The sequence below is a fragment of the Streptomyces sp. NPDC030840 genome (genome assembly GCF_055572015.1).
Map to the genome: position 1 here is coordinate 460,061 of NZ_JBVIEE010000005.1, position 23,242 is coordinate 483,302.

19 protein-coding genes are annotated in these 23,242 nt (G+C 70.6%); 6 read left to right on the top strand and 13 right to left on the bottom strand.

The genetic code is table 11. The annotated features are described in order from the left end of the window. Window positions 1-30 precede the first annotated feature (30 nt). Window positions 31-867, bottom strand: a complete 837-nt coding sequence (locus ACZ49J_RS14925) for an enoyl-CoA hydratase/isomerase family protein (protein ID WP_467448179.1) — start codon at window positions 865-867, stop codon at window positions 31-33. Window positions 868-991: 124 nt separating this feature from the next. Here ACZ49J_RS14925 and ACZ49J_RS14930 point away from each other — a divergent pair, with 124 nt between their 5' ends. Next, window positions 992-2,224 carry an acyl-CoA dehydrogenase family protein gene (locus ACZ49J_RS14930; RefSeq protein WP_467448181.1) on the top strand — a complete coding sequence of 411 codons (1,233 nt, stop codon included), beginning with the start codon at window positions 992-994 and terminating at the stop codon, window positions 2,222-2,224. Between the two features lie 256 nt (window positions 2,225-2,480). Here the strand turns inward: ACZ49J_RS14930 and ACZ49J_RS14935 are convergent, their stop codons facing one another. Genes ACZ49J_RS14935 through ACZ49J_RS14950 form a run of 4 tightly spaced genes read right to left on the bottom strand, consistent with a single transcriptional unit; the run spans window position 2,481 to window position 6,369 of the window. Beyond that, complete coding sequence (locus tag ACZ49J_RS14935) at window positions 2,481-2,624, bottom strand: hypothetical protein (protein ID WP_467448182.1); 144 nt, start codon at window positions 2,622-2,624, stop codon at window positions 2,481-2,483. Window positions 2,625-2,666: 42 nt separating this feature from the next. Then, window positions 2,667-4,847, bottom strand: coding sequence for a xanthine dehydrogenase family protein molybdopterin-binding subunit (locus ACZ49J_RS14940; RefSeq protein WP_467448183.1), 2,181 nt, complete (start codon window positions 4,845-4,847; stop codon window positions 2,667-2,669). Beyond that, window positions 4,844-5,830: an FAD binding domain-containing protein gene (locus tag ACZ49J_RS14945; protein WP_467448184.1), complete on the bottom strand. Its 987-nt coding sequence runs from the start codon at window positions 5,828-5,830 to the stop codon at window positions 4,844-4,846. Before ACZ49J_RS14945 ends, ACZ49J_RS14940 begins: the two co-directional genes overlap by 4 nt. Next, window positions 5,827-6,369, bottom strand: a complete 543-nt coding sequence (locus ACZ49J_RS14950; RefSeq protein WP_467448186.1) for a (2Fe-2S)-binding protein — start codon at window positions 6,367-6,369, stop codon at window positions 5,827-5,829. Before ACZ49J_RS14950 ends, ACZ49J_RS14945 begins: the two co-directional genes overlap by 4 nt. 234 nt (window positions 6,370-6,603) lie before the next feature. On the opposite strand from ACZ49J_RS14950, the gene ACZ49J_RS14955 reads away from it, so the two are divergent. Beyond that, window positions 6,604-7,557 (top strand): LysR family transcriptional regulator, encoded by a 954-nt coding sequence (locus ACZ49J_RS14955; RefSeq protein WP_467448187.1) that lies wholly within the window; start codon window positions 6,604-6,606, stop codon window positions 7,555-7,557. A gap of 396 nt (window positions 7,558-7,953) precedes the next feature. Here ACZ49J_RS14955 and ACZ49J_RS14960 read toward each other — a convergent pair whose 3' ends face one another. Next, the gene (locus tag ACZ49J_RS14960) at window positions 7,954-8,376 is read right to left on the bottom strand and encodes a MerR family transcriptional regulator (RefSeq protein WP_467448188.1); all 423 of its coding nucleotides are present in this window, start codon (window positions 8,374-8,376) and stop codon (window positions 7,954-7,956) included. Window positions 8,377-8,450: 74 nt separating this feature from the next. On the opposite strand from ACZ49J_RS14960, the gene ACZ49J_RS14965 reads away from it, so the two are divergent. Beyond that, on the top strand, window positions 8,451-9,287 hold the full coding sequence (locus ACZ49J_RS14965; RefSeq protein WP_467448190.1) for an SDR family oxidoreductase: 837 nt from the start codon (window positions 8,451-8,453) through the stop codon (window positions 9,285-9,287). A 15-nt stretch (window positions 9,288-9,302) separates the two neighbouring features. Further along, window positions 9,303-9,623: a hypothetical protein gene (locus ACZ49J_RS14970; protein ID WP_467448191.1), complete on the top strand. Its 321-nt coding sequence runs from the start codon at window positions 9,303-9,305 to the stop codon at window positions 9,621-9,623. Window positions 9,624-10,059: 436 nt separating this feature from the next. Here the strand turns inward: ACZ49J_RS14970 and ACZ49J_RS14975 are convergent, their stop codons facing one another. Then, complete coding sequence (locus ACZ49J_RS14975; protein ID WP_467448294.1) at window positions 10,060-11,067, bottom strand: SDR family oxidoreductase; 1,008 nt, start codon at window positions 11,065-11,067, stop codon at window positions 10,060-10,062. Window positions 11,068-11,140: 73 nt separating this feature from the next. On the opposite strand from ACZ49J_RS14975, the gene ACZ49J_RS14980 reads away from it, so the two are divergent. Then, entirely contained in the window at window positions 11,141-11,776 is a 636-nt protein-coding gene (locus ACZ49J_RS14980; protein WP_467448192.1) for a TetR/AcrR family transcriptional regulator, read from the top strand. 589 nt (window positions 11,777-12,365) lie between these two features. On the opposite strand, the gene ACZ49J_RS14985 is transcribed toward ACZ49J_RS14980, so the two are convergent. Both ACZ49J_RS14985 and ACZ49J_RS14990 read right to left on the bottom strand, forming a co-directional pair. After that, window positions 12,366-13,238, bottom strand: coding sequence for an LLM class flavin-dependent oxidoreductase (locus ACZ49J_RS14985; RefSeq protein ID WP_467448194.1), 873 nt, complete (start codon window positions 13,236-13,238; stop codon window positions 12,366-12,368). A 91-nt stretch (window positions 13,239-13,329) separates the two neighbouring features. Beyond that, on the bottom strand, window positions 13,330-14,961 hold the full coding sequence (locus ACZ49J_RS14990; RefSeq protein ID WP_467448196.1) for a cellulase family glycosylhydrolase: 1,632 nt from the start codon (window positions 14,959-14,961) through the stop codon (window positions 13,330-13,332). A 23-nt stretch (window positions 14,962-14,984) separates the two neighbouring features. Here ACZ49J_RS14990 and ACZ49J_RS14995 point away from each other — a divergent pair, with 23 nt between their 5' ends. Continuing rightward, window positions 14,985-15,311, top strand: a complete 327-nt coding sequence (locus ACZ49J_RS14995) for a hypothetical protein (protein ID WP_467448197.1) — start codon at window positions 14,985-14,987, stop codon at window positions 15,309-15,311. A 15-nt stretch (window positions 15,312-15,326) separates the two neighbouring features. Here ACZ49J_RS14995 and ACZ49J_RS15000 read toward each other — a convergent pair whose 3' ends face one another. The 4 genes from ACZ49J_RS15000 to ACZ49J_RS15015 all read right to left on the bottom strand — a co-directional run bounded on the left by ACZ49J_RS15000 (window position 15,327) and on the right by ACZ49J_RS15015 (window position 23,209). Then, window positions 15,327-18,236, bottom strand: a complete 2,910-nt coding sequence (locus ACZ49J_RS15000) for an ATP-binding protein (protein WP_467448198.1) — start codon at window positions 18,234-18,236, stop codon at window positions 15,327-15,329. A 177-nt stretch (window positions 18,237-18,413) separates the two neighbouring features. Then, entirely contained in the window at window positions 18,414-19,373 is a 960-nt protein-coding gene (locus ACZ49J_RS15005; protein ID WP_467448199.1) for a (-)-alpha-amorphene synthase, read from the bottom strand. A 52-nt stretch (window positions 19,374-19,425) separates the two neighbouring features. Beyond that, the gene (locus ACZ49J_RS15010) at window positions 19,426-20,898 is read right to left on the bottom strand and encodes a cytochrome P450 (RefSeq protein ID WP_467448201.1); all 1,473 of its coding nucleotides are present in this window, start codon (window positions 20,896-20,898) and stop codon (window positions 19,426-19,428) included. Between the two features lie 181 nt (window positions 20,899-21,079). Continuing rightward, entirely contained in the window at window positions 21,080-23,209 is a 2,130-nt protein-coding gene (locus tag ACZ49J_RS15015; RefSeq protein ID WP_467448203.1) for a PQQ-dependent sugar dehydrogenase, read from the bottom strand. Between the last annotated feature and the right edge of the window lie 33 nt (window positions 23,210-23,242).

Below are 23,242 nucleotides of genomic sequence, written 5' to 3' on the forward strand. Positions count from 1 at the left end.
GCTCCGGCGGGCCTGTTAGTGAAGAGGAAATCAAGAAACACTTTCCGGCTGCCTGGGCCCGGCCGGGCCGTCGCCCGCTCGGGATCGGCTCCGGGCGGACAGGAAGGACGCCATGCGGTCCTGCGCCTCCCGGCCGTCCGCCAGGGCGGCTATCAGCCGGGCCTCCTCCTCCAGGTGACGGCGCAGCCCGTGCCCGTCGTCGCCGCGCAGCAGGCCCTTCGCGGCGCCCAGCGCCTGGGCGGCGCCGGCCGCCAGTTCCGCGGCGACGCCGTGCGCGGCCGCGTCCAGCTCGCCGTCGTCGACGGCCCGCGAGACGAGACCGTACCGCTCCGCGTCGTCGCCGGTCAGGACCCGGTTCGTCAGGATCAGGTCCGAGGCGAGACGGGGGCCCGCCAGGCGTGGCAGCAGCCAGGACGCGCCGCAGTCCGGGGTGAGTCCGATCGCGGTGTACGCCAGCCGGAACCGCGCCGACCGGGCGGCCAGCACGAGGTCGCCGACGAGGGCGAGGCCGATCCCGCCGCCCGCGGCCGCGCCGCGCACGGCGGTCACCACCGGCACGGGCAGGCCGTGCAGCGTCAGTACCGCCGCGTGCGCCGCGGTCGCCACGGCGTGCACGTAGGCGCCGGTCTCCGTGCCGCGCCCCGCGAAGGCGCGCAGATCGCCGCCCACGCAGAAGTTGGCGCCCTCCGCCCGCAGCAGCACCGCGCCGCCCGGATCCGCGGCCACCTGGGCGGTCATGTCCCGCAGCGCCTCGGCCGTCCGCAGGTCGAGGGCGTTGCCCCGGCCGGGATCGGCCAGTCTCAGTTCGACGACTCCGTCGCGGTGGCGGACGACCCGGACCGGGTCGGTGTTCGTGGGACGGCTCATGGGCGCGCAGCTCCCGTCGTTCTCCGCCTCACAGGACGGGCGCTCAGCAAGATACTGAAGACGCTGTACAGTTTCTAGGACGCGGCGGGCGCCGGTGCCCGTACGCCCGTCGGCGGGAGGTCCCGTGCCCATTCAGTTCGACGTCGATCCAGCCGTCGCCCAACTCGCCAAGGCCACCACCGCGTTCGTACGCGACGTGGTGATCCCGGCCGAGCGCGAGTGCGGCGGGTCCGTGCACGACGCTCCCGCGGCGCTGCGTGAGTCCCTGCAGAAAGCCGCCCGGGACGCGGGCGTGTTCGCGCCGCACGTGCCCGTGCGGTGGGGCGGCCACGGGCTCGACCTGCGCGGACAGGCGGCGGTGTTCGAAGCCGCCGGGTACTCGCTGCTCGGTCCGCTGGCGCTGAACTGCGCCGCCCCGGACGAGGGCAACATGCACCTGCTGGAGCAGGTGGCCACGGAGGAACAGAAGGAGCGCTATCTGCGTCCGCTCGCCGCCGGCGACACGCGGTCCTGCTTCGCGATGACCGAACCGGCCCCGGGAGCCGGTGCCGATCCCCGGTCGCTGCGCACCACTGCCACCAGGGTGCCGGGCGGCTGGCGCATCGACGGGCACAAGTGGTTCATCAGCGGAGCCCGCGGCGCCGGCTTCGCCATCGTCATGGCCCGCACCTCGGGCAGCCCCGGGGACCCCGGCGGCGCCACCATGTTCCTGGTCGACGCAGGCACCCCCGGCATGCGCATCGTCCGCGACATCGAGACCCTGGACGAGGGGCTCTTCGCCGGGCACAGCGAGATCGTCTTCGAGGACTGCGTGGTGGGCGAGGACCAGGTGCTCGGGGCGGTGGACGGTGGTTTCGCGGGCGCCCAGGTCCGGCTCGGTCCCGCCCGGATGACGCACTGCATGCGCTGGCTGGGAGCCGCGCGCCGCGCCCAGGACGTCGCGCTGGAGCGGGCGGGGAGCCGCACGGCGTTCGGCTCCGTCCTCGGAGACCTCGGCATGGTGCAGCAGATGCTGGCCGACTCGGAGATCGACATCGAGGCGAGCCGGGCCCTGATCCTGCGTACCGCCTGGGAGCTGGACACGGGGTCCGCCGCGGCCTCCCAACTCACCTCCATCTCCAAGACCTTCGTGGCGGAAGCGGTGAACCGGGTCGTCGACCGCGCGGTGCAGATCTGCGGAGCGCTCGGCATCTCGGCCGCCGACGCCCCGCTGGCCCGGCTGCTCAGGGAGGTGCGGCCGTTCCGGATCTACGACGGCCCGTCGGAGACACACAGGTTCGCCATCGCGCGCCGCGCGGTACGGCCCTACCGGCAGCCGCGCACGCACGGGGAAGAGGCAGCCCTGCGGGGTGACTGACGCGGGAGCGGCGGCTGACGCGGTCCCGCCCTCGGAGAGGTGGACGGGCAGGGCGACGTGGTGTCGCCCGGAGGGTCCGCCGGAGCCGAGCAGCCGCCGCCGTGGCCGCGCTGCCCGGCCGCACCGGTGCTGAAGGCGCCCCAGGAAGATGGCCACCGCGGTGGCAGCCCGCTCAGCGGCGACCGCCGGGTTGTACGGCTCGGTCGACCCGGCTCGCTGGGTGTGCGGCTGCGCGAGCACGCGTGAGTTGGCTCGGTCACGCGCCCTTGACCGTCTCGGCAAGCAGGATGCTCGCGAAGACGGTATCGACAAGGCTGCGGCCATGCGTGGTGCTCGGTGCCTTGAGGTCATCGCTGATGATCAGCCCGTCGAAGGCGAGCGACCCGCGCATGAGGTCCACCCCATGCCCCGTACAAGGCGTCCCAGGCGCCGTCGTGGCCCGTCACAGCAGCTTGTCCTGGGTGAGGGGCAGGTCGCGCACGCGCTTGCCGGTGGCGTGGAAGACGGCGTTGGCGATGGCGGCGGTGACCCCGGTCATGGGGGTCTCGCCGAAGCCGCGGGCGCCCAGGGCGTCGCTGGCCGGGTCGGGCTCGTCGATGAACTGCACCTGGATGTCGGGGACGTCGGCGTTGACCGGAACCAGGTAGCTGGAGAGGTTCGAGTTGGCGATCCTCGCCGTCGCGGGGTCGACGAGGGTGTGCTCGAAGAGCGTGAAACCGATGCCCCAGATCACGCCGCCCAGGACCTGGCTGCGCGCGGTCTTGCGGTTCAGGACGGTGCCCGGGTCGTAGCAGCCGGCCACGCGGGTCACCCGGACCCGGCCGAGGAGCGGGTCGACGCGGACTTCGACGAAGACGGCGCCGATCGAGTAGCCGAGCGGGGTGTCGACGGGTTCGACCTGGAAGGTCAAGGGCTTGCCGCCGTGACCGACCACCGAGCGATAGCTCACCCGGGTGCGCGGGTCGGCGGTATCGAAGAGATGGCCGTCAGCGGTGTCCACGCGGTCGGCGGGGACGCCGCGCAGCGGGGAGCCTGGCTGAGCCACGGCCATGCCGATGACGGCCCTGCGGGCGGCGGTACACACGCGGTTGACGGCGCTGCCGACCCCGGGCGCGGTGGTGGAGGCGCCGGAAGCGTAGCTGAAGGGAAAGGCGCTGTCGCCGAGTTCGAAGGTCACGTCGGAGACGGGCACGCCGAGCACCTCTCCGGCCATCTGCGTCATGATCGTGTACGTGCCGGTGCCGTTGTCCTGGGTGCCGACCTGGATGAGCACCTTGCCGTCGGTGCCCAGCGTCATCCGGGCACCGGCACCGGGCCGTCCGCCCGCGGTGTGCGCGGAGGTGGCCATTCCCCAGCCGATGAGTTCACCGCCGTCGCGCATCGAGCGGGGTCGGGGGTCGCGCCGGGACCAGCCGAACATCGACGCGGCGCGGCGGTAGCACTCACGGAGGTGGTTGCTGCCCCACTTCTCGCCGTTCTCCATGTTCCGCGCGCTCCAGTTGCGTACGCGCAGCTCGACCGGGTCCATGCCCAGGGCGTACGCGAGTTCGTCGAGCCCCGCTTCCTGGGCGTGGCTGGTGCACGCTTCCGGAGAGCGCATGAAGCTCTGGGTGGCCAGATCCAGGCGTACGGCGTGCTGCTCGTTGGACAGGTGGGGGATGTCGTACAGCATGCGGATCGGCTCGCTGCTGTTGAACAGCGCGACGTCCTCGCGGGTGACCTGCTGGGTGATGACGTGGTTCAGCGCGGTGATACGGCCGTCGCGGCGTGCGCCGAACTCGATTCGCTGGTGTGTCTGGGCGCGGTGTCCGTTGGAGGTGAACATGTGCGCGCGGGACAGCACGAGCTTGACCGGGCGGCCGAGCGCGCGGGCGGCGGCGCAGGTCAGGACGGTGTGCGGCCAGACGGGGCCCTTGGAGCCGAAGCCGCCGCCGAGGTAGCGGGAGATGATCTGGACATCGGCGAGGGCGACCCCCAGGGCCTGGCTGACGACCTGCCGGGTGCCGTCCACTCCCTGCGTGGTCTCGTACACCGTCACCTTCGGACCTTCCCACGCGGCGGTGGTGGCGTGGGGCTCGATGGGGTTGTGGTGGTGCATGGGGATGGTGTACTCGGCCTTGATCCGAACGTCGGCCTCGGCCATGCCGGCCGCCGCGTCGCCGCGCCGGAAAGTGTTGGGACCGTCCGGCCCGGAAGGCGGTCGGAACACCTCGCCCATGGCCAGTTCGCCCTCGGGTGCGCCCGATTCCTCGTATTCGGTCTTGATCAGTTCCGCCGCCCGCTGTGCCTGTTCCAGGGTCTGCGCGACCACGAAGGCGACGGGCTGGCCCGCGTGGTGGATCTCCGGAGTCTGGAGGGGAATGAACGACTTGAAGTAGCCACGGTAAGTGGGCTGCGTCAAACGCGGCATGGTCTCGTGGGTGTAGACGGCGATCACGCCGCGCACCGCTTCGGCGGCCTGGGTGTCGATCCGGGTGATCCGGCCGCGGGCGATGGTGCTCATCGCCAGGTACGCGTGGGTCAGGCGGGGTGGCCTCACGTCGGCGGTGTACTCGGCTGCGCCTGTCACCTTGAGCCGGGACTCGACGCGGGACAGGGGGCGGCCGACGACGTCGGTGCTCATCGGGAACCTCCCAAGAAACGGCCGAGCGTGCCCTGGAGCGCGCGCTGCACCAGCTCGACCTTGAACTCGTTGTCCTCTCGTGGCCGGGCGTCCCGGACCAGAACGTGTCCGGCAGCCGCGATGCTGCGCTCGGTCAGTGCCCGGCCCCGCAAGGCGGCTTCCGCCTCGGAGGAGCGCCAGGGGCGGGTGGCGATACCTCCGAAGGCGAGACGGGCCTCCTCGACGGCCCGGCCGTTCAGACGGAGCACGGCGGCGACGGACACGACCGCGAACTCGAAGGAGGCGCGGTCGCGCACCTTCAGATAGCGCTGACGGCTACCCGGGGCCGGCAAGGGCACCTCGACCGCGGTGATGAGTTCGCCGTGCCGCAGCGCGTTCTCGATGTGCGGAGTGTCATCCGGCGCGCGGTAGAGGCCGGCCATGGGGATGGTCCGTGCGCCGTCCGGGCCGAGCGTGTGGATCGTGGCGTCCAGGACGCGCAAGGCGACCGCGAGATCGGAAGGGTGAACGGCGATGCAGTGGTCGCTGCCGCCGAGGATCGCGTGCCGGCGGTTACGACCCTCCAGTGCGGCACAGCCGCTTCCTGGCTCGCGTTTGTTGCAGGCGAAGTCCTCTCCGCGAAAGTACCAACAGCGGGTGCGCTGGAGCAGGTTCCCCCCGATCGAGGCCATGTTGCGGATCTGCGGGGAGGCTCCGGCGAGCAGCGCCTGGGACAGCACGGGCAGACGCTTGCGGACCACCGGGTGCAGGGCCACGTCCGCCATCCTGGCCAGGGCGCCGATACGCAACCTGTTCCCCGACTCCTCGATGTCATGGAGCGGCAGGCGGTTGATGTCGACGACCAGGTCGTGCTCCTCGGCGCCGTCCTTCATCAGGTTGAGCAGATCCGTGCCGCCGGCGACGAAAGTGGCGTGGGCACTGCGGGCGACGAGTTGTACGGCCTCAGCGGCCAGGTTCACGCGGGCGTAGGCGAAGTCCCTCATCGCCGCCCCGCCTTCGCCACGTCGGCCACCGCGTCGACGATGTTCGGGTAGCAGCTGCACCGGCACAGGTTGCCGCTCATCCACTCCCGGATCTCGTCCTCGGAGTTGGCGTGGCCCTCGTCGATGCACGCCACCGCGGACATGATCTGTCCCGGTGTGCAGATGCCGCACTGGAAGGCGTCCCGGCGGATGAACGCCTCCTGCACCGGGTGGAGTTGCTCCCCCTGGGCAAGTCCTTCGATGGTGGTGATGGAGCGGCCTTCCTCCATCATGGCCAGGGTCAGGCACGATTTGGTGCGCCGGCCGTCGACGAGCACCGTGCAGGCCCCGCACTCCCCCCGGTCGCAGCCTTTCTTGGTGCCGGTGAGTCCGGCGTGCTCGCGCAGCGCGTCGAGCAGGGTGACACGGGCCTCGACTCCTGGAAGCCGGTGTTCGGTACCGTTGATCTTGAGCGTGAGGTTGCCGGCCGTTCGGGGCTGTGCCGCTCGCGGGGCCGCGGGCAGCGCGGTGGCCGATTCGGTTCCCGAAAGGGGAACCATCACTGCGGCCGCTGCGACGCCTCCGGATCTCAATACGCTGCGCCTGCTGTGTGGGGACATGGATGAGTTGCTCCTTGTGTATCCCGGGTCGGCGAGACTGAATCGAGCCTGACCCGAAGAGAAAGCAGTCGTCCAACGCAAAGAGAGCATGCGGGCCATGTGCTGAGCGCATGACGTGCTCCGGAAGCAGGGACCTTTATGCGTTGCCTGCATGGAACTGCATACGCTGTGGCCATGTCACATCTGCGGAACGCGGATCTGAACCTGCTCGAAGCACTCGCGGTGTTGCTGGAGGAGCGGCACGTCACGCGAGCCGCCGACCGTTTCCATCTGAGCCAGTCGGCGATGAGCCGCGTCCTGCATCGACTCAGGGAGACGTTCGGCGACGAACTCCTGGTGCGCACGCGGGGCGGGTACGAACCGACCCCACGGGGACAGCAGATTCAGTCGGAGCTTGCCGAACTCCTTCCTCGCCTGGAAGCGCTGCTGCGCGGAGGAGATGCCTTCGATCCCGCGACGGCGAACGGCCACTTCCGCGTTCACTGCACCGACTTCGCCACATCGCAACTCGGTCCGATCCTCTTCCCGCGCTTCTTCCGCGAGGCCCCAGGTATCTCGCTGACCGTGGCACCCCTGAGTGATCAGTCCTTCGCCGATGTCGAGCAGGGCCGCGCGGACATGGTCATCTCCGGTGTCGTGGCACCGCGTGCGCTGCGGTGGGAGACGTTGTTCGAGGAGGGCTTCGCCTGCCTGCTGCCCCGCGACCATCCCCTGACCGGGAACCAGTTGTCCATGGACGACTTCATCGCGTATCCACACGTCGTAGTCGACCTCTTCGGCATGGGCCAGGCCATGGTCGAGCGCCGACTGGACGAATACGGGCTGCGCCGCCCTGTGGGTCTGCGCGTGCCCTTCTTCTCCGCGGCGGCGGCCGCACTGCCGGGCACCGAACTGATCGCGGTCCTCCCGCGCCGCGCCGTCCTCGCGTACGCCGGCGACCCTGCCTATCGCGTCGCCGAAGCCCCGGAGGAACTTCCGCCCTTCCCTTACGGCATCGCCTGGCATCCCCGGGTCGACGGTGACCCGGCGCACCGGTGGCTGCGGCGAGTGATGCGGGAGACCGCCATGCGGGTTACCGGGCGTGGGCGGTGTGAGGAGGGTGACGTCCCAGTGCCGGCTGATCGCTGAGTCACACCAATGCGTCAGGCTGCCGCGGGGAGCCGACGTCACACGGCGGCCGCGCGCCGGAGCAGCTGACCGCATGGAGTTCCTCAGCGCCGTGGTGGCTCCGGACACGGCAGCGCACAGGATGGCGATCACGTGGACGCGCCAGAACGCGGTGCGTGCTGCTGCGCCTGCGCAGCCGCCTGGAGACCTGGAACAGCCCGACAGTGAGGGACTGGGCCCCCGTGACGACGTCCGGGGTTCTTCCTGCTACGGCGGCCAGTCCCTCTGTCCACGGCCGGCGGCGTCGCCGGCGCACCGAGCGTACCGATGTCGTGTGGTCTGCCCAGCGCGATGCGCGCCCGGCGCGTGCGCACCGCTCGCACCGCGCGCGCCGAGATCCTTCCCTGTGCCGGGTACCTAGTCGCAGCCGGGGCCGTCACGCCACAGGCGGTCCGCTGTGCCGGCCGCGAGGTGCCGGGCGTAGATCTCGACCTTGGTACGAATGACGTCGAGGGCTTCCTGCAGGTCCGCCATCTGCTGCTGCACCTTCGCCTCGTGTCGCCGCAGGATCTCGAAACGCTGCGGCACGGTACCGTCGCCTTCCTGCGCCAGCTGGGCGTATTGGCGGATCTCCGGCAGTGGCATGCCGGAGGAGCGCAACTTCACGCACACCTTGAGCCAGGCCACGTCCTCATCGGTGAAGACGCGCTGCCCGGCCGCGTTGCGCCGTACGGCGGTGAGCAGTCCCTCCTGCTCATAGAAGCGCAGGGTGTGTGCTGGCAGGCCGGTGAGTGCGCTGACCTCACCGATACTCAGGACGGATGTCTCGGCATTCGTCATGCTCACCACCTTACGAGCTTGCCCTCAAGTCGACTTGAACTCCTAGCGTGGGCGTAATCGATGAAAGGAGCACCATGTCAACCACATGGTTCATCACCGGCACTTCCTCGGGTTTCGGGCGCCTGCTCACCGAGGACCTGCTGGCCCGCGGCGACCGGGTCGCCGCGACCGTGCGCCGGCCCGAGACGCTGGACGATCTGCGTGCTCAGTACGGTGAGCGCCTCTGGTCGGCCCGGCTCGACGTCACCGACGCCGCGCAGGTCCGCCGGGTCGTGGCCAACGCCTTCGAAGCGCTCGGCACGATCGACGTGGTCGTCAACAACGCCGGCTACGGCGTCTTCGCCTCGGTGGAAGAGGCCACTGACGCACAGATCCAACGCGTGATCGACACCAACCTCGTCGGGTCGATCCACGTCATCCGCGCAGCCCTGCCCCAGCTGCGCGCCCAGGGGCACGGACGCATCATGCAGGTGTCCACCGCCGGCGGTCAGACCACCTACCCCAACTTCGGCTACTACCACGCTTCGAAGTGGGGACTCGAAGGCTTCTGCGAGACGGTGGCTCGCGAGATCGCGCCGTTCGGCATCGGCCTGACCATCGTCGAACCCGGCGCGACACCGACCGGATTCGCCAGTGCCCTCGACACCGCGCCAGTGATGCCGGAGTACGAGAGAACCCCGGCAGGTGAGGTGCGGCGCGCCATCGCATCGGGCGCCTTTCCCCTGCCGAACGACCCGCACAAGATCACGCAGGCCATGATCGATCTCGTCGACTCCGGAGCCACGCCGCTGCGCCTCCCCCTCGGGTCCGACACCTACGAAGACGTACGGGCATCGCTCGTCGCCCGACTCGCCGAGCACGACGCGCATCGCGACACCGCACTCGCGGTGGTGCACGGGGACTCTGGGTGACGGGCGTGGAACGACGTGAGTGTGACCGTCGCTTCTTGGGAGGCGGCGGTCTTGCCGCAGGTGGGCCGCGATGCTGCGGAACAGGGCCTCGTTGCCGGCCATCTCGTACCCCGGCACCGAGTGATCTGGCAGGTCATCGGTGATCTCGGTCTCGGGCGCCTGTGTACGCAGTTCCTCGATCACCTCCGCGGTCAGGGCGGCGACGTCCATGGAATCGGCGTCGTACTGTACCTGGCCCGGCGGCGAGTTGGAGGAGTGCGTCGGGTCGGCTGCCGCGACCTGGAGGATGGCTCGGTCGGTGGCGAGCGGGGTGAGGAGTTCGTGTGCTTTACCTGACGTAACTTCTGCGCCCAGAGCCGAGTTGGAGCCAGGTTGAAGGAGCTCACTGGGCAGTCGGAAGCGTATTGGGCTTGCCGTCGGGAATCGTCAGGGAATCATCAAGTAAACGAGTACCTGTGCAAGGTGCTCACGGTCGGACATGATGATTTCGCTGCGTCAGTCGCTGTGTCGGTGACGTACTTCACGGCTCCGGCGCTGTCATCGTTCGCAGGGCCGGCGCCGGCCTCTTGATCAGGGGCGTCATGGCAACTGGTGCCGCCCATTCGCCTTCCGCATGTGCCGATTGCCTCTGTCCTCGCCCGGCCAGGTCCCGGATTTCCGATCCACGGATGCATGTCCGTCAACGAACCGGCCCTCCGGCGGTCACCGTGCCTGGGAGAGGAGCTGCTTGCACTCTTCAAGCAGCGGCGTTGGGCCCCGCCTGGGATGTAGGTCAGCGGCGGGGGACCACCCCCAGCTCGATCATGCTGGCGGCGGTGTCGAGGACAGCCTCGGACGGCGGCCGGCAGGTCCAACCCAGTTCCTTCTCTGCCTTGGCAGCGCTGCTGCGATCCATACGCCCCCAGAAGGTGAGTGCCAGACGGCTGCTCCGATCGAAGCGGGAGACCAGCCACATCAACCAGTACGGCATCGTGCTCGTCCCGATCCGGTAGCCGCGCGGCCTATAGAGACCCGCCAGTACGGACGCCATCTCGCGGGCCCACATGAACTGCCCGGCGGCGATGTACCGGTTGCCTGCCGCCGAAGGCGTCTCCATGGCGAGCCGGTGCAGGCGAGCCAGGTCACGGACGTCCACGATGTCCCAGCCGATCCTCGGGAGGAACGGCAGCGTACCCCGCATGATCCGCCGGATCAGCTCCACCGAGGTGTTGACATCGGCGTTCAGTATCGGTCCGAGTACGGTGCTCGGGTTGAGTACGACCAGCTCCAGTCCGGACTCGCCGGCGAAGTCCCACGCCGCCTTCTCGGCCAGTGTCTTGCTCTTCGCATACGGGCCTGCCTTGCTCAGGTCTGTCCAGTCGATCTCGGTGAAGATGCGGTCGTCGTCATGCCCGTGGTGCACAGCTGCCCCCGAAGAGGTCAGCACCACGCGGCGGACAGAGCCACTGGACCGGGCGGCCCGCAGCACCCGCAGTGTCCCGTCGACCGCGGGGCGGATCACCTTGTCCTCGTCCCTGGGGACGCTGGTGGGAAACGGCGACGCCACGTGCCAGACGTACCCGCACCCCTCGACCGCCTCGGTCCAGCCGGCGTCGTCGGTCAGGTCGGCCTCGACGAAGTCCAGCTGGCCGGCCGTCTGCGCGGCGAGCGCACGCAGATGGGCGAGGTCCGCGGTGCGGAGGTTGCGCACCGTGCCGCGTACGGAATAGCCGTGGGTCAGAAGCTCGGCGACACAGTGTCCGGCGAGGTATCCGGTGGCGCCGGTGACCAGAACCTTCATGAGCACACTCACCAATCTAATCGCTGTTTAGAATGTAAGCACTGTATAGATAGGCGGGCTCTAGACTCAAGAGGTGTCTTCCAGCGAAACCAAGTCCAGCTACCACCACGGTGCCCTGCGCGAGGAGCTGATGACCGCCTGCCTCCAACTGATCGAGGCCGAGGGCATCGGCGCGGTCAGTCTCCGGCGGGTCGCGCGGGAGGCCGGGGTGAGTCCTGGGGCGCCGTATCACCACTTCCCCGACCGTGCGGCGCTGCTCCATGCCATCACCGCCCGGGGCTTCGATCTCCTGGTCACCGAGTTGCGCGCGGCTCACGACAACGCCGGTACGCCGGTCGAGGCGCTGGGAGCGATGATTGAGGCGTACGTGCACTTCGCCCGCGTACACACCGGGTATGCCCGGCTGATGTACCGGCCGGAGCTGTCCCAGACGGCCAAGGACCCCACGGCCGAGGCGTTGGCGCAGGAGGGCATACAGCTGGCCACCGACACGGTGCAGGCCGCCCAGCGCGACGGCACCGCGCCGCAGGGAGACCCCGCTCCGCTGGTCACCATGGTCTGGTCGCTGGGAGCCGGGCTGGCCATGCTCGCCATCGACGGCCCCCTGGAGGCGATGTCGGCCGCGTGCGGTTCCAACGCCACCGAGCTGACAGCCCAGGTTGCGGCACTCTTCCAGCAGATGCTTCGAGCCGCCCCAAAGGTGGACTGACGCTTTCCGAGGGCCTCCGGGTGACGATGCAGGCGTCCGCCACGCGCAAGGCTCCCGTGCCGCTGATGCAGGTGTGCGAGCCTCGCTGGCCTCCGGCGACACGGGCCGGGCCGCCCGACGCCTTGACCAGCTCGTCGATCAGCTGGTCGTTCACGGCCTTCGCGGACACCACCGCTGCCGACGGGACAGCCTCGTGCTCGGCCAGGTTCTCACTGGTCGTCGATGCGTCTTCCATGATCGGGAGTTACATCGAACGATGTGCGGTCCCGTCCACGCGAATGCCTGGGTGGTCGGGCCGGGCGTCAGGCTGCCCACGTCGGCGCGGTCGCGTCTTCGTGCCGGCGCCCGCACTTCTGGGGGCGAGTGGGCCCCGCGGACAAGGCATCGTGGGTGGCCGGCTCAGCGTTGTGCCGGCGCACGAAGCGGACCCGGTGTGATGGTGCGCGGCGACGACTCAGCGGTCGGCGGCGTCGTCGCGGCTCATGAGGCGTAGGTGCGGTGCGGCGAGTGGGGGCACCTCCCACGCCCTCAAGGCAGTGGGGGGAGCGTGCCCGGCGTCGCGCGGCAGGAGGGGCTGTGCGGACACGGCCTAGCGGCCCAAGGCCCTGAGCACGTCCCCCAGTTGCCGGACCGGCTCGGGACCGGCCATCCGCAACACGACCGTGCCCGCACCGGCCTCCGCCAGCTCGCGGACCCGTCCGGCGGCCTCCGCCGCCCCGCCCGACACGGTGAAGACCTGCTCGGGCGGGCGGCCCAGCCAGGCGCCCTGCCCCTCGACCTGAGGCCGCAGGGCCCGCGCCACCTGGTCGGCGTCGTCGCCCACACAACAGAAGGCCAACACCGTCAGGGTGTGGTCGGCGGTGGCGCCGGCCTTGTCGATCAGAGCCCGAGCGCTCTGAAGGTCGCGCGGCCCGTGCCCCTCGGCGATCAGCGTGCCGTCCGCGACCCGCCCGGACAGCTCCAGTGAGCGGGGCCGCACCACACCCGCGACCAGGGGCGGCGGTTCCGCGGGCGGATGCACCAACGAGATGCCGTCCAGGCGCACTTCGCGTCCGTCCAGTTCGACGCGCTGCCCCCTCAGCAGCGCGCGCACGGATGCGATCGTCTCCTCCAGCAGAGCGAGGGGTGACCGCGCCGCGACGCCGACCGACGCCATCCACTCCGGCACCCCGTGCCCGATGCCGGCCACGAGCCGCCCCGGGAACACCCGGGCCAGCGTCGCGATCTCCATCGCCAGCAACGCCGGACTCCTCAACGGCGCGGGCATGATGCCGATGCCCACCCGAAGCCGCTGCGTCGCCCCGAGCGCGACGGACGCGGCCGACACACCTCCGTTCCACCCGAGATCCTCGACCACCCAGAGGTCGTCCGCGCCGAGCGCCTCGACCTCCCGCGCGAACCCGGGCAACTCCTCCGGAGCCCAGTCGCGGTCGTACATCACACCGATCCGAAGATTCGTCATGCACGGAAACCTATGCCCGCGCGGGCGAGTGATCAACGGTGTCGCGCGGCGGCGGCTGACGTCACGTCACGTCACGTCACGCCACGTCGGGTCAGGTCAGTGAACAGGGCGAGCCGTTGAGGTTGAAGGCGCTGGGCGTGGGGTTGGTGGTCGACCGGGTGGCCGTGAAACCGAGGGTCACCGAGCCCGCGGGCGGGATCGTCGCGGTGTACGAGGCGGAGGCGACGCCGACCTCGGCGCCGCTCTGCGTCGCGGTGCCGCCCCACAGGTTGGTGATGCGCTGGCTGTCGGGGAACGTCCAGCGCAGCGTCCAGCCATTGATCGCCGTGCTGCCGGTGTTACGGACGACGATCTCGCCCTGGAAGCCGCCGGGCCATTCGTTCGTCACCCGGTAACCGACCCCGCAGACGGCCGTCGATCCGCTGGAGGCGGTGGTGACGGTCACCGTGCCCGAGCGCGGCGAGCGGTTTCCGGCGGCGTCGCGGGCGTAGACGGCGAAGGTGTACGAGGTGGACGGGGTGAGACCGGTGACGGTGGCGGAGGTGGTGGCCGTGCTGGTGGCGGCGGTCTCGGTCGTGCCGCTGACGCGCACGACGTCGTAGCCGGTGACCCCGGTGCCGTCGGTGGCGGCGGCCCACGTCAGCCTGACGGACGAGGAGGTCACCGCGGAGGCGGTGGGTGTTCCGGGGGCGGTCGGGGGAGTGGTGTCTCCTCCGCCGGAGGAGTAGACGGTGGCTTCCTTCGAGGTGGCGGCGATGCCGTTGGCGCCGTGGAAGACGCGCCGGCCCCAGGAGCTGAGCCGCGTCGGGTCGAAGCCGGTCGCCAGGTCGAGGACCGGGTCGGTGTTGCCGCTCCAGGACCAGGCCAGGTAGCCGAGCCCCAGTTGCTGCGCGACGGCCATCATGGTGTCCTCGTCCGGGTCGCCGTACTGGTCGGGCGGGCCCCCGAACTCCCCGATGAGGATCGGCAGTTTCGCGTTGACGAAGGCGTTCAGGTAGTCGGTGATCTCCTGCGCGGTGTCGTAGACGCTGTACATGTGGATCGAGAAGATCAGGTTGCCCGTGGGGTCGGCGCTGTACACGGACTGGGCGTTGTCGCGCATGACGCCCTGCCAGTCCTGGCCCCAGTTGGGCGCGTCCACCATGATCGTGTGCGCGAACCCGGCGCCGCGCAGCTTCTTGACGGCCGCGATCGTGGGCTCGGTCCAGCCGGCGGGATTGGTGTTGCCCCAGGGCTCGTTGCCGAGGTTGATGATGACGTGGTTCTCCTGGCCGGTGAGCACCTCCTTCAGGCCGATCCAGTAGTCGGCCGCGTGGTCGAGGGTCCCGGCCGCGGCCTCCTCGCCGTAGCCGGTGGTGTCGTGCACCTCCAGTACGCAGATGAGCCGGTTGGCCTTGCACTGGGCGATGACACCCGCCACGTCCTGGGCGCTGTTCTCGGTCCAGCGGTGGCCGTCCGAGAGGACGACGCGGACGGTGTTGGCACCCAGCGCTTTGACATCGGCCAGCGACTGCGTTTCGTTCGGATACCAGGTGTGGGCGTGGTTGACTCCGCGCATCACGAAATCGTTCCCGTTCGCCTCCAGCAGCCGGCCGTTCTCGATGCGGAAGCCGGTGGCCGCCGCCTGGGCGGGTGCGGCGAGGGACAACAAGGGGACGAGGAGGCCCAGGAGGGCGGCCAGGACGAGGGCCACTCGGGGGGCGCTGCGGGTGCGGGATCTCATGGCGGCTCCGAAGGGTGAGATGGGTGACGGTGCGTCAGGAAGACGCGGTGCGCGCCGTGCAACTGACAGTCGCCGACGGGACGCCAACCGTTGCCGGGGTGCCGGCGATGAAGCCGAAGGTGGTGCTCGCGCCGGGGGCCGAGGCCGCCGTTCCACGTCCCGTGGGTGACGGTGGCCGTGCCGTCGGCGGCCCGTGGTGGGGGCCGATCCTCGGGCTGTGGGAGCGCTCCCACGCCCATCAAGCCACTGTTGGCATTTGCACGTCAAGCCCCTCGTCCGGAGCCGCCCCGCCCGGCGCCTCGTTGTACGGAGCGGACCGCACCGACCGCACCCGCACCCAGGTGGGCTGATGCGCCGAGCAGAGGTCACGGCCGGGGGCGGGGAAAGTTCTCCAGGGCCCGGGCGAGGCCCGCGGCGTCGGTGCCGATCTTGCGGTAGACGGAGGATAGCAGCCGCGTCACGCCCTGCTCGGTGACGCGCAGTTCCTTCGCGACCACCGAGCCCGGATGTCCCTGGGCCGTCATCTCGGCGGCCCTGCGTTCCTGAGCGGTGAGCGTGTCCGTCTGCGGGTAGCGCAGGGGCAGGGGCCGCAGCCCGGCCGCCGAGAGCTCCTCCCTGGCCCGCGCGGCCAGGGCCTCGGCACCGCAGTGGACGGCGCCTTCCTGGCCCTGGTAGAGCCGGTCCGCGCCTTCCTGCACACGGCCGTTGCGGGCCAGCGCGGCGCCGTAGCCGACCAGCGCCCGGGCCAGCTCGTAACTGGCGGGGGAGCGCTCGAGATGGCCGACGGCCTCGGCGTACAGGTCGAGCGCCGCCGGTCCACCGGTCACCTCGGCCTCGGTGCGGAGCGCCTGGCCGATCGCGGAGGCGGCACCGAAGTCCCGGGCGGCCTTGGCGGCGTCCCGGGCGAGGCGGATCGCCCGGTCGGGAGCGGTGGGCGCGACAGCGGAGGCCAGGTCCAGCTGCCAGGGGCACCAGGTCGGGTTGCGCCAGGCCTTCGACGCCAGCCAGTCCCCGACCTCGGACAGGAGCTCCTCCGCCTCCTCGTGCCGTCCCTCGGCCAGCAGCAGTTCGGCGTACACCGTGCGGGGGTCGGGGTAGATGACGGCGTTCGGAACCCTCTCGCCGTAGCGGTAGGAGTCGGCGAGCCGGCGAGCCTCCCCCGTCCGCCCACGGGCCAGCAGGGTCTGGAGGAGGATGCCGATGGCGAACCACTGGGCGGGCACGGCGCCTTCCACCCGGTCGGCGATGCGCAGACCCTCGCGTGCCATTTCCTCGGCCTCGGCGAGGCAGCCGCGACGGTAGCGGATGTAGCCGAACAGGGTCTGGCCCAGGGCCAGATGGGAGCCCCGCCAGCCCTTGGCCTGGCACTCGGCCATCCCCTTGGTGAACAGTTCCTCGGCCCGGCGCGGCTGGTCGCAGTACATGTAGACCAGGGCGACCGAGACGGGCACCTCGAAGCCGCGGTGTTCGTCGGTCCAGCTCAGCCGCCCCTCCAGCGCCTTCTCGGCGCAGGCGAGGGCGGCCCGCCGGGGCTCTCCGCGCATCATGGCGTCCCAGGCCCGCAGGCCCAGGATGTACCGCTCCTCCAGACTGCGGCCGGGCAGCCGCCCCGCCAGCTGCGCCAGCCTGCGCGAGCGGGCGGACGAGTCGGGCTCGTCCGTGCGGAACGCGCTCCACACGAAGTGATCGGCCTGCATGCGCAGGCGGATCCGCGCGTTGGCCGCCCGCCGCACCTCGTCGGCGGCCACCTCCGCAGCTTCGGCCACCCGGTCGATGTGGGCCAGTGCCTGGGTCAGCCGGTACACGATGGAGGCGCGCAGATCGGGGTCGACGCCGGGCTCCGCCAGAGCCGCCCGGAGGTGGCTGACGGTGGCCGCGGGTTCGATCAGGAAGGTCGCGCTCGCGAGTTCATGGAGGAGCGCCGCGCGATCCTGCCGAAGAGGCGGCTCCTGCAGCGCCCGGGTCAGGGCACGCCGAGCGGCCTCCGGAGCGCCGGCACGGAGGAACTCACGGGCGGCCGCACGCAGACACTCGACCGCTTCGGGCCTGCCGTCGCAGGGGACCTCCAGCAGATGCCGGGCCGCGGCGGTGGGGCCGAGCCCCGCCGCACGAACGGCCACAGCCGCCGAGTTGTGCAGCCCGACCCTGAGGGCCGCCGGAATGTCCTGGTAGACCGCCGTGGCGATCGTCGGATGGACGAACTCCAGGCTGCCCCCCGGCCCGGGGGTGTCCGCGAGGATCCGCGCGGCGCGCAGCTTTCCGGTCGCGCGGGCGGCCTCCTCGCTGCCGATCACCGCGAGGGCGGCGGCGAGCTCCGGCGAGATGGACGTGCCGAGGACGGCGGCGGCCCACGCGAAGTGGACGGTGGCCGGGTCGAGCCGGTGCAGTCGTTCCAGCAGCCCGGGTCCTTTCACGGCCGAGGCGAGGTCCTGCATCGCGGGCAGCTCCTCGCGGGTGCCCGTCAGCCGTTGTTCGCCGAGCCGGATGGCGAGTTCCACGGCCTCGAACGGGCTTCCGCCGGTGACCGCCCAGCACTCGTCGCAGAACGCGTCCTCGGCTCCCTCACCCACCTCGTTCCTGACGATCCGCGCGACAGCGGCGCGGGACAGGGGCGTCAGGACGTACGGGCGGCTCGCATGACGTCCCGGGAGCGCGCGGAAGGCGGGCGGCTCGGCCGGGAGTTCGTCGGGCCGGTAGGCGACGACGATCAGCAGCGGCAGGTCCTCCGCTCGCGAGGCGAAGGAGGCGAGCCAGCTCATGGACTCGGCATCGGCCCAGTGCATGTCGTCCAGCAGCAGCACGACGGGCGCCTTCATCACCGTCAGGCGCGTCATGACCCAGTCGAGGCCGTCGCGCACCCCGGACGGGTCCGGTACCCGGGCGGGGCCGGTCGCCTCCAGCCCCAGCGCGGTGGCGACGATGTCGTACCAACTGCCCAGGAGAGCCCGCCGTTCGGTCTCGTCCATGGCGGCCAGGGTGGGTTGCAGGAGCTGGCGCACCACACGGAAGGCGAGCTCCCGCTCCTTCTCGCCGCCCTTGCCGGAGAACACCGTGAATCCGTGTGCCGTGGCGCGGGCGCGGGCCTCCGCCATGAGAGTCGTCTTCCCCAGCCCGGCCGAGCCGGTGAAGGCGAGCACCCCGGTGTGCCGCGCCCGCGGCACACCGCCGACGGCATCGCTGAGGCCCGCCAACGCGTCGTCGAGCGCGCGGAGTTCCTCCCGTCGCTCGAGCAGCAGACGGTTCTGGGTGATCGGTTGCCGCAGCCCAGGCGTCATGTGCCGTACCGCTTCCTGTCGTTGCCCGTCGGAAGACAGCGCAGAGCGTACGCCTTTATGGAGAGCCGCTGGTCGTATGGAGAAATGAAAGCACAGGAAGGGCGAATCATTCACCGGGGCGGTTTGCGTGCGGCCCACTCGGGTAAAACTCTCCGGCTTCGCCCTTCCTGGCGGAATTCAGCCAGTCGACACCGCTCCCGCGCCCGCGTACCGCGGCACCGTGCGGGACCAGTAGTAGCACCCGCGGATCCAGCCGGCCATGCCGTCCACGTAGCCGATGGCGGAAGGGCTCAACTCCGGCCTGATCCCCTCGTAGAGTTCCTCGAACTCGCGGATCGTGCTGTTGATCCGCCGGATGGCCAGTGTGACGGCCACCGGCAGGGAGCAGTGGTGCGCGCGCTGGTACGCGAGGGCCAGATTGATCAGTTCGCCCGCCTGCTGCTCCTTCACCGTGGAGAACAGGTCCGGTATCCACACGGCCGCGTCGGCCGACAGCCGGGCCAGGCGCTGTACGACGGGATGGTGGAGCTCCTCGGGTGCCAGCTCGCCCGGCTGTGCCGCCTCGCAGAGGGGGTGGAAGGGCTCGACCCCTGCGGTGAGCGAGCGAATGGAGCCGCACACCCCGAGACGCAGCGGGAAGGGCTGGGCCTGGGCGACCGCTTCGTACATCAGGCCGTGCACGTACTCGCGGCTGTTCCACGCCCAGCGCGCGGCCTGTGCGGGTGTGCACCGCTCCCGGACCTGTCGGTGGAGGTCGGCCAGGGCCGCGCCGAGAGCGCTGCTGGGCGGTTGGCCGTCCCGCAGGATCGCGACGCTCTCACACAGCATGGGCAGGAGACGGCCCGGCCACCGCCGGCCGATGTCTTCGGCACGGTCGTCGAAGATGAACTGGTAGGCGATCTGGTTGGCCACGATCTGCAGCAGATCGGCGTCCATGGCCGGGCCGTTGCAGGACGCCAGTTCGGCGGGACGGGTGGCGGCGATCATCGCCGCCACCACCGGATCGTCGGTCAGCCCCAGGCGGCGCAGCCACGTGGCGACGCCTGCCTCCGCCTCGGACTCATGGGGATTGCGCTGGAAGGGGAAGGGCATGTAGAGGCGGGCGTCGATCAGGTCCCTCAACGTGTCAGCCGCCATTCCGCCTTCGGATCCGCCTTCGGATCCGCCTTCGGAGGCAACCGCTGCTTCCTCATGTGTCGTCGGCACCGTTGCCACCTGCCGATCGGGAGTCCTGTACTCGTGGCGTCCCGGTTTCCCGGGGAGCGCGGTGACGAGGCGGTGTGCGCTCCGGCCTGCCCGCCCGCGGTGCGCAGATCATCACCAGCGGCCTCGGCCCCAGTGTCACCGCGGGCCGGGGCGACGCCAGGGCTCCGGGCGCATGGCGCAGACTCCAGTGGGCGGCGATGGTGGCGAGGACCACCGTGGTCTCCGCCATGGAGAAGGTGTCACCGAGGCACTTGCGCCTGCCCGCGGCGAACGGGATCATCGCGCCCTGCCGGACGTGCGCCTCCCGCCCCGGCAGCCAGCGCTCGGGGAGGAACCGCTCGGGTTCGTCGAACGACGCCGGATCGCGGTGCAGGAGATAGGGGCTGTACAGAACGGTGCTTCCCCGAGGGAGACGGCACCCGGCGAAGTAGGTCTCCCGGGCGGTCACGCGGGTGAAGAGCCAGCCGGGCGGGCGCAGGCGCAGCGTCTCCGTGATGACGCTCCGCGTGTGGACGAGCCGCGGCACATCGGCGGGTTCGAACCGCTGCCGTCCGTCCAGAACGGCGTCGGCCTCGGCGTGCAGGCGGCGCTCCACCTCCGGATGCCGGGCCAGGAGGTCGAGCGCGGAGGCCAGGCACATGGAGGGACTCTCCGCCCCGGCCAGCAGGAGGGAGACGAGCTGGTCGTGGACCTCCTGATCGGTGACCGCCTGTTCGTCGCCGTCGTCGCGCGCGGCGTCCAGCAGGGTTCCCAGGAGGTCGTCCCGGGCAGCGCTCCGGCGACGCTCGGCGATGGCCGCGTCCACGATCGTGTGCAGACGGCCGACCGCGTGCCGGTAGCGGCGGTTGGCGGGGGTGGGCACCCTGAACAGGGCGTCGACCGGCAGAGCCGTGCGGACGAACAGGCCGCGGACCACGGCGGCCAGACAGGCCCTGAACTCCGCGGCCGTCGCGGCGTCCAACGAGTCGCTGAAGAGGACACGGCTGATCACCTTCGTCGTCAGGCCCAGAAGATCCGCGCTGACGTCGGCCCTGCGGCCGGCCCGCCACTCGTGGCACAGGGACTCGGCTTCCTCGGCCATGAGGGCCGTGTACTCGGCCATGTGGGCGGGGCGGAAGGCCGGCTGGACCATCCGGCGCTGCCGCTGGTGCTCCGCGTCGGTACAGGTGACGACGCCGTCGCCCATCACCGCGCGGAGCCTGTCGTACAGCGGGCCGCCCTTGTCGAAGGTGCGCGAGTCCCTGAGCATCCGCCGGACCAGCTCCGGATGACACACCACCCACGCGGGCCGGGGACCCAGGCGTATCTCCACCAGATCCCCGTGCGCGGGCAGAGAATTCAGAAAGGCCAGCGGCTGCCGGAACAGCGCGATACCGTGGCCGAGGAATGGGAATATGCCTGGCGCAGTACCCACCGACCACTGACGCTCCGACGCTTCGGGTGCGGTGCCGCTCATCGAAAACCACCTGCCTCAGTCGACACACGTAAAACGGTGAACGTTCCAGGCTTGGTGCTTGAGTTCTGCCTGCCCAGTCCAACCGCTGTCGGCCCCCGGGACGTGTTGTCCCCGGGGGCGCACAGAAGCACAAAGAGGCATTCGATGAACCAGTGTTGATGCGCTCTACATCGGCTGGTAATTACTCGTCATTCGAGTGGTTTTTCGGAGCGGCCATCGGAGTGGACACCTTCAGGTTCCGCAGCCGTCCGGTGTTGTCGAACGATCCGAAGCCCACCCTGCCGGAGGCCAGCGTGGTGTCGACAGCGGTCATCAGCGGACGTTCCGAGCCGTCGACGTAGACCGCGATCTCACCGCTGCTCGCGCAGCGCACCACCCGCACCTTGTGCCACTGGGTGTCGGTGATGGCCGCAGGCGCGCCCGTCCTGCCGTTCCACTGGTCCTCGACGCGGAGCCGGTCGGCGTCGTCGACGACGAAGATGCCGTTGTGCGGATAGGTGGTGTTGTCCGAGGACAGATGGACGTACGAGAACCTGGTGTCGGACTGGTGGTCGAAGACGATGATCACGTCGCGGTTGGTGATCTCGACCGGCGTGTCGATCCGCACCTCGGCGTCGATCCGCACGTCACCGTACTCCCGGCCCGCGGTCAGCACGGCGTACTCGAACGGACGGCGCGGGCCGGGGCGTTGGGCCCCGGCCTCGGCGAGGACGGCCTCGCGGCCCGGGAACCGCCACTTGGACGGGGTGACGGGTGCCCAGTTCTTCCCGTCCATGACGTGGGTGAGCCGGGAGCCGTCGGTGTCGCAGGACGCGAACGTCCGGGTGCCGGTCACCTTCCAGATCTTCCCGTTGGCCTTGGAGAGCAGATACAGCTCGCCCTCGGCGTCCCGCCCGAAGCGCAGGTCCACCCGGGTGTCCCCGGCCAGCATCGCCATGGTGACGCGGCGGCCGCTCTCGTCGTACAGCATGAGGTCGTACAGCTGGGCGAGTTCCTTGCCGCGCCGCATGTCCTTGGTGTCGGCGAAGAGCAGACGTCCGTCGACGAGATCCCCGAAGACGTACTTGCCGCGCAGTCCGGGCAGGTCGCGGCCGCGGTAGACGAAGCCGCCGACGACGGCCCGGCCCACGTCGGAGCGGCAGTTCCAGTCGGCCGGCGGGTCGTGGTCGTAGGCGGCGACGGGGTAGGTGTAGCCGTACTTCTCGTCGTCCTCCGGGAGCGGGAGTATCTGCGCGCAGGGGTCGGTGGCCGTCTTGTCGAAGACGAAGGCGGCTTCGCGCTCGCTCCAGCCGAAGTTGTCGCCCGCCCGTACCTCGTAGACGGACTCGACGGCGTGCTGGCCGATGTGGCCGAGGTACATGCGGTGGCTGCCGCCCGGGTCCCAGCTGAAACGGTGCGGGTCGCGCATGCCGTACGCGTAGATCTCGCCGAGTGCGCCGGGTGTCTTGGTGAACGGGTTGCGCGCCGGGATGCCGTACTTGCCGTTGGCGCTGTTGGTGCCGCGCGGGTCGATGCGCAGGATCTTGCCGTGAGGGAGGGAGAGATCCTGCGGCTCGGTGTTCCTGAAGCCCTCGGCGCCATCGCCGACGGCGACGTAGAGCAGGCCGCGGTCGGGGTCGTGGGGCCGGGCCGTGGGGTTGAAGTCGATCTGCTGGATGCCGTGGACCGTGCCCGCGAAACCGATGCGCAGGATCTCGCGGCGGGTGCCTGAGAAGGTGTCGGCCGAGGGGTCGTCGGCGGTCCACTCGGTGATGACGCCGTGGTAGTTCGTCGTGGCGGCCTGCCGGAAGTCGGGTACGACCGTGGTGCTGGAGGCACGCTCGGTGTGGACGGTGTAGAAGCGGCCGTTGCGCCGGAAGTCCGGGTCGAAGGTGACGAACCCGAAGCCCTGGCCGAGGCCCCGGCTGGCGAAGAACTGCGGGGCGAAGGCGGCGGCGACATCCAGGTAGACCTGCGGGCTGCGGCCGTCCTCGACGAAGTAGAGCTTGCCGTTGAGGTCGGGCACGGCCTTCCGGCCGGAGCGGTCGGGGAGTTCACTCAGGTAGTTGACGCGGGCGTGCCGTACGAGCCGGGGATCGGTGACCGGGCCGGGCGGCGGCTCGGTCTTCGGGAAGGCGGCGTACTCCTTGACGGTCAGCCCGATCCCGGAGGCGGCGGGCCGCTCGGGGATGGGGTCGGTGATCGGGGCGGTGGCGACGGCGTGCGCCGTGCCGGGGAGGGCGACGAGGGCCGGCAGCAGCAGGGCGAGGACGACCAGGAGGGTCGGTAAGAGGGCTCTCGGTCCCAGGGAGGGGGAGGGAGAGGGGGGCATGGGGGTCACTCCTTCGTGACGTGCGTGACGTGA